The following is a 6000-nucleotide window of genomic DNA, read 5'->3' as shown; positions in this document are numbered from 1 at the left end:
CATGAGCAGGGTTCCCTGCCCGCCTACCCCGAGCCCGAGATCCGGACGGCGGAACTGGCGCGGTTCGCTCTCGAACTCGCGTGCTGGTCCACTCCGGATGGTTCCGGCCTCGCCTGGTGGGACCCGCCCGGCGAAGGCGCGTTGGCCGCCGGGCGCGCTCTGCTGGTGACGCTCGGAGCGACCGGGGAGGACGGCACGGTGACCGAACGCGGCCGGAAGATGGCCGGACTCGGGCTGCACCCACGCCTGGCGCGGGCACTGCTGGACGGCGCCGCGCGGACCAACGCGCGTTCGGCGGCCGAGGTCGTCGCGCTGCTGGACAGCGGCGGCACACTGACCGACCTCGAAGCCGAACTGAGGCGGGTGCGGAACGACGAACGCTGGAAACGCGACGTACGAAGGCTTTCCAAGCTGGTGCCCGATGGCGGCGGCTCCCCGGATCCCGCGCTGGTCGTCGCGCTGGCGCATCCCGAACGGCTCGCACGGCGACGCTCGCCGGGTACGCCCGTCTATTTGATGGCCGGCGGTACGGCGGCGGAACTGCCGCGCGGCAGCGGACTGGCCGACGTCGAATGGCTGGCGGTGGCCGAAGCAACCCGCGATCCCGGCAGGGCGCAGGGCATCATCCGGCTGGCCGCGCCCGCCGATGAAGACCTAGCCGTGCGCGCGGCACCGAATCTCGTTTCGTCGGCGGAGGAAGTGCACTGGTCCGGCGGCGACGTCGTGGCGCGTTCCGTGCGACGGCTGGGTGCGATCGTGCTGTCGGAGAAGCCCTTGCGCTCCCCCGCGCCGGACGCGATCCGCGCCGCGTTGCTGGACGGGTTGCGCGCCGAAGGACTCGGACTGCTTCGGTGGTCCGAGGACGGGCGGCGGCTGCGCGAACGCATGTCCTTCCTGCACCGGGTTCTGGGCGCACCGTGGCCATCGGTGGACTCACCGGCCTTACTGTCCACTTTAGACTCGTGGTTGGATCTCGGTTCAGCACGCAGGCGCTCGGATCTGGCTTCACTGGACGCGGGTTCCGCTTTGCGCGGTTTGCTGCCGTGGCCCGAAGCGTCGCGTTTGGACGAACTGGCGCCGGACCGGCTGGAGGTCCCGTCGGGCTCGCGGATCCGGGTCGACTATTCGGGCGAGCAGCCGGTGCTGGCGGTGAAACTTCAGGAGACCTTCGGCTGGCTCGCGACGCCCGAGCTGGCCGGGGTGCCCGTCGTCCTGCACCTGCTCTCCCCCGCCGGGCGCCCGGCTGCGGTGACCGCGGATCTGGAATCGTTCTGGCGCAACGGTTATGCCGCCGTGCGCGCCGATCTCCGCGGACGGTATCCGAAGCATCCCTGGCCGGACGACCCGCTCAGCGCCGCGCCCACCCGCCGGACCACCCGGCGCGGTGGCGCGTGAACGGACCATTCATTCCTTGGGTTTCTCGCGCATTCTGGCTCATGTGGTGGTCAGGGCCCCTCGGTCGCCACATCATGTAGACCAGGCGATAGCAAAGGTCCCTTGCTCTTTTCACGATCCGAGCGAAATATGCCTGAGCTCGTCCATGAAGGAATTGGGACAGTCAACGTCCCAATTCCTTCATGGACGCGGACAACAGCCGGTCGAGGACGGGGCGATCTGCCCAGTTCCCGTCAGTACCCCGGCACCGAACCGGACGAGGTCAGTCCATCATCTGGTGCTGAGGCCGGGTCGGCAGCTGCGCGGCCAGCTCCTCGTCGTCCTCGCGCTCGTTGAGCCCGAGCTGCACCGCGCTCCGGATCTGCTCCCGGTTCTCCCGCACCACATGCGCGAAGAACTCGTCTATCCGCGGATCGGTCAGCACTTCGAGGATCACGCGCATCGCGGTGTCGATCACCGAACGCACCACCTCGTCGTGGAACGGCAGCTTCGAAAGCCGTCCCGCCTGCGGGTCGTTCTTGAGTTTCTCCGCGATGATCCCCCGCAGCAACGTCTGGTTGTCACCCAGTGATCGCGCCAGGTTCTGCGGATAGTTCCCGGTTTCCAGCACCTTGACGACCTCGTCGAGCACCGCGATCGTGATCGGCTTCTTGATCGCCAGCACGATCGGCCGCGAAAGCCGTTCGACCAGTCGCTGCGTGAACCGCTCCCCGAACGCGCGGTCCGCCGTACGCGCGAGCCGGACCAGCACCACGATGATCCGCAGCAGCCGGAACCCGCGCAGCGCCGGATGCGCGATGGGGATCATGCCGAGGATCTCGTACCAGTTGCGCAGCGGGAACCATTTCTCCCAGCCGTTGCGCCGCCACCGCCACAGGAATTCCAGCGCGAAGATCCCGCACACCGCGGTGTCGATGATGAAGACGGTGTGCGCGGTCTCGTCCGAATGCGGGAAGAACGTCACGTAGGCGAGCAGCCCGACGGAGAACACGGCGAGTACCAGCATCACCAGGTCGATCGGATTCACGCGCCGTTGTTCGCGGGTGGTCATGGCGCCGATTCTGCCTTTCCGCGGTGACTCGTGCCGAACGGCACCTGCCGAAAGTAAGGGGTGGCCGTTGACCTCGGTGCGATGTGCGCGCGGGGCCTCGCGCAAGACACTTCGAGGACACAAAGGAGGCCAAGATGATCACGCTTCGAGGACTCACGAAGCGCTATGGCGAGAAGACGGTCGTCGACGGGCTGACCTTCGCCGTCGCACCGGGCAAGGTGACCGGTTTCCTCGGTCCCAACGGCGCCGGCAAATCGACGACCATGCGGATGACGCTCGACCTCGACGCGCCGAGCGCCGGTGACGTCCGTATCGACGGCAAGAAGTACGCCGACCTGCGGTATCCGTTGCGCGAGGTCGGCGCGCTGCTGGAAGCGAAGGCGCTGCATCCGGGGCGCAGCGCGGGCAAGCATCTCCTGGCGATGGCGCGCAGCAACGGGATCCCGGCGAGCCGGGTCGACGAGGTGCTCGCGACGGTCGGTCTCACCGACGTCGCGGGAAAGCGGGCGGGGACGTTCTCGCTCGGCATGGGTCAGCGGCTCGGCATCGCCGGCGCGCTGCTGGGCGATCCGTCGGTGCTGATGTTCGACGAGCCGGTCAACGGCCTCGATCCCGACGGTGTCCGGTGGGTGCGCCAGTTGATGCGCTCGCTCGCGGAGGAGGGGCGCACGGTGTTCGTGTCGAGCCATCTGATGAGTGAAATGCAGCTGACCGCGGACAGGCTGGTCGTCATCGGCAAGGGAAAACTGCTCGCGGACGCCCCCGTCGACGAGTTCATCGCGGGCAATTCGCGGACGTCCGTCGCGGTGCGTGTGCCCGTCCCCGGCGAACTGCGGGCGCTCGACCAGCGGCTGCGCGCGCTCGGCGCGGCCACGGAATCCGATCAGGGCGAATTGACCGTGTACGACCTGCCCGTCGCCCGCGTCGGCGACGTGGTGCACGAACTCGGGATCCGCGTACACGGCCTGGCCGAACGGACAGCGTCACTCGAACAGGCCTATATGGAACTGACCGCGTCGTCGGTCGAATACGGAACGGGGGTCGCGGCGTGAAGTCGCTCATGATCTTGGTGGCGGTGATCGCCGGTCTGCTGGGGGTGCCGGCGGTGGCCTCGGCTTCGACACCCTTGTCCCTGCCCGCGCCCGGCGGTCCTCTTCCGATCGGGATGCGCACCTTGCACCTCACCGATCAGCAGCGTGCGGACCCTTGGGTACCCGAAAAACGTCGCGAGCTGATGGTCAACGTCTGGTACCCGGCCGTCCCGGTCGGGCGCGCGCCGCTGTACATGACGCGGGCCGAGTCGGCCGCGGCCATCGCCGGGCGCGGACTCGACCTTCCGCCGGACACGCTGAGCAAGGTGCGGGTCCATTCGCGGGAAAACGCGCCTTCCCTGCCTGGACGACGTCCGCTCGTGCTGCTGTCGCCGGGTGCGGGCAACAACCGGACGACGCTGACCGCGGTGGCCGAACGCCTTGCCGCACAAGGATTCGTTGTCGCCGGTATCGACCACGCCTATGAAGCCTGGGCGACGGAGTTCCCCGACGGACTGCGCCAGTGTGTCCCTTGTGGACTCCCAGGCGAGCCGTGGCCGGGCGCGATCGTGAACCGCGCGGCCGACACGTCGTTCGTCATCGACACCCTGCTGAAGGATCGGCGCTGGTCGCTCGATCCGGCGAAGATCGGGATGGCCGGGCATTCCGCCGGCGGCTCCGCGACGGCCACCGCGATGGCCGGGGACCGGCGGATCAAAGCGGGTGTGAACGTCGACGGTCCCTTCTTCGGCACCCTTTCCCTCGATCGGCCGTTGCTCCTGCTGGCCAGCCCGATCGGCGAGAAGTACTACAGCCCGTCCTGGGACGAGACCTGGCCGCGGCTCACCGGCCCGAAGGAACGGTTCCTGCTGGAGAACAGCGGTCATGCCTCGGTGACCGACTCCGCGATCCTCATCGACCAACTCGGCCTGCGGTCCTCGATGCCCGCCGAGGTCGTCACCAACCAATACGGCTCGATCGACTCGCGGGTGGCGCTGGACTTCTTCCGTGACCGGCTGACCGGTTTCTTCAAGCAGTGGAGTGCACGATGAACGCGATCTCTTCGGAATGGACCAAGTTCTGGTCGGTCCGCTCGACGTGGTGGTGTCTGATCGGCGGCGTCGTGCTGATGCTCGCCTACTCCGGCGCACTGGGCCTGGCGGCGAACGCGGGCATCGACCAGCCGATGGCGCCACACGCCGTCGTGGTCGGGGCGGCGTTCTACCTCTCGCAGTTCGCCGTGGTCGCGCTGGCGACGCTGTTCATGACGAGCGAGTACGCCAGCGGCAGCATCCGCTCGACCCTGCAGTGGGTGCCCGTGCGCAACAAGGTCCTCCTGGCGAAGTCGGCCGTGCTGCTGCCGGTGCTGTTCGGGTACGGCGTGCTGAACACACTCGCCGGGGTGACGCTCTCCGCCCCGCTGATCCCCGCACCGGATTCGTCGGTGGGCGACGTCCTCGCGACCGCCGCGGGCATGGGCGGCTACTTCGCGCTGCTGGGCCTGCTCTGCCTCGGTCTCGGAACGGCGCTGCGGAGCACGGCGGGGACGATCGTGACCGTGTTCGTGCTGCTGGTGATGATCCCGATGTTCGCCGGATCGCTGGGCTGGGAAGACCTCGTGAACTACTTCCCCGGCTTCGCGGGCGTCAACGCGATGGTCACCTCAGGGGAGCCGAACCCCATCTTCGGCGGCGTCGCGCCCTACGCGCCCTGGGTCGGCGTCGCGCTCTGTACGGCTTGGGCGGCCGCTGGTCTCGCGGCCGGTTCGACCGTCCTCCGCCGCCGCGACGCCTGAAAGGGAGCAAGGGACCTTTGCTATCACTCTCTTTTGGAAAGTGAGCGTCGTCGAGGGCGTTGTCGGTCCGTGAAGGCCTCCTTGAGGGACCCAGAGTCCCTCAAGGAGGCCTTCACGGACTTCAGCGCAGCGGTACACCATAACCGCAGGTCAGCGCCCCAAGCGATAGCAAAGGTCCCTTGCTACCCCGCCACGCCGAGCCCCGCCAGGACGTCCCGCGCGGCCTGCGTCAGCTCCTCCAGACCGGGCGGCCGCAGTGAGCCGGTTCCCGCGAGCGCGTCGAAGATCGTCCCGTCCATCCACGCGACGAGCACCCGCGCGTGGCGCTCCGGCTCCGCCGAACCGGAGTCGGCCAGCACGTCGGCACAACGCTTTCGGATGAGCAGGCCCCCGCGGTCGTAGGCCTCGCGCAGCTCCGGCCGCCGCGTCGCCTCCAGCGCGAATTCGTACCGCGCGAGCATCCTCGTCCGCCCTCGCGTGATCGCCGCGTGCGCGAATCCCGCCACGAACTCGGCCAGCCGGCCGGGCGGCGGGTCGAGGGTGACCTCGTCGAGCTCGATCATCCGCGAGATCGCCAGCTCCAGCAGCGCCGCCCGCGTCCGCGCGTAGTACGAGGTCGAACCCGCCGGCAGCTCCGCGAACCGGTCGACGGCGCGATGGGTCAGCCCCCGCATGCCTTCGGCCGCGATCACCTCGATGGCCGCGTCCCCGATTATCGCCTTTCGCAC

At 68.7% G+C, this 6000-nt stretch carries 6 protein-coding genes; 4 read left to right on the top strand and 2 right to left on the bottom strand.

Features of this window, described 5'->3' with window-relative positions; genetic code table 11:
• The coding region (locus H5J31_RS24985) for an ATP-dependent helicase C-terminal domain-containing protein (protein WP_328701601.1) at positions 1–1395 on the top strand (1395 nt) is incomplete at its 5' end.
• A gap of 262 nt (positions 1396–1657) precedes the next feature.
• On the opposite strand, the gene H5J31_RS24980 is transcribed toward H5J31_RS24985, so the two are convergent.
• Positions 1658–2446 carry an ion transporter gene (locus H5J31_RS24980; RefSeq protein WP_181775071.1) on the bottom strand — a complete coding sequence of 263 codons (789 nt, stop codon included), beginning with the start codon at positions 2444–2446 and terminating at the stop codon, positions 1658–1660.
• Between the two features lie 134 nt (positions 2447–2580).
• Here H5J31_RS24980 and H5J31_RS24975 point away from each other — a divergent pair, with 134 nt between their 5' ends.
• Genes H5J31_RS24975 through H5J31_RS24965 form a run of 3 tightly spaced genes read left to right on the top strand, consistent with a single transcriptional unit; the run spans position 2581 to position 5272 of the window.
• Entirely contained in the window at positions 2581–3498 is a 918-nt protein-coding gene (locus H5J31_RS24975) for an ABC transporter ATP-binding protein (protein ID WP_181775070.1), read from the top strand.
• Between the two features lie 8 nt (positions 3499–3506).
• Positions 3507–4529 carry an alpha/beta hydrolase family protein gene (locus tag H5J31_RS24970; RefSeq protein WP_181775069.1) on the top strand — a complete coding sequence of 341 codons (1023 nt, stop codon included), beginning with the start codon at positions 3507–3509 and terminating at the stop codon, positions 4527–4529.
• Positions 4526–5272, top strand: a complete 747-nt coding sequence (locus H5J31_RS24965; protein WP_181775068.1) for an ABC transporter permease — start codon at positions 4526–4528, stop codon at positions 5270–5272. The genes H5J31_RS24970 and H5J31_RS24965 overlap by 4 nt, the downstream gene beginning before the upstream one ends.
• A gap of 182 nt (positions 5273–5454) precedes the next feature.
• Here the strand turns inward: H5J31_RS24965 and H5J31_RS24960 are convergent, their stop codons facing one another.
• Positions 5455–6000 (bottom strand): TetR/AcrR family transcriptional regulator, encoded by a 546-nt coding sequence (locus H5J31_RS24960; protein WP_181775067.1) that lies wholly within the window; start codon positions 5998–6000, stop codon positions 5455–5457.

This window comes from Amycolatopsis pittospori, assembly GCF_013870525.1.
Taxonomy (GTDB): domain Bacteria; phylum Actinomycetota; class Actinomycetes; order Mycobacteriales; family Pseudonocardiaceae; genus Amycolatopsis; species Amycolatopsis pittospori.
Note: the sequence above shows the minus strand (reverse complement) of the source record. Positions and strands in the feature narration are given on the sequence as shown.

What these genes read in the sequence shown, in the direction of transcription:
- H5J31_RS24980 (WP_181775071.1), bottom strand. Translation starts at nt 2,446, where the DNA reads ATGACCACCCGCGAACAACGGCGCGTGAATCCGATCGACCTGGTGATG.
- H5J31_RS24975 (WP_181775070.1), top strand. Translation starts at nt 2,581, where the DNA reads ATGATCACGCTTCGAGGACTCACGAAGCGCTATGGCGAGAAGACGGTC.
- H5J31_RS24970 (WP_181775069.1), top strand. Translation starts at nt 3,507, where the DNA reads ATGATCTTGGTGGCGGTGATCGCCGGTCTGCTGGGGGTGCCGGCGGTG.
- H5J31_RS24965 (WP_181775068.1), top strand. Translation starts at nt 4,526, where the DNA reads ATGAACGCGATCTCTTCGGAATGGACCAAGTTCTGGTCGGTCCGCTCG.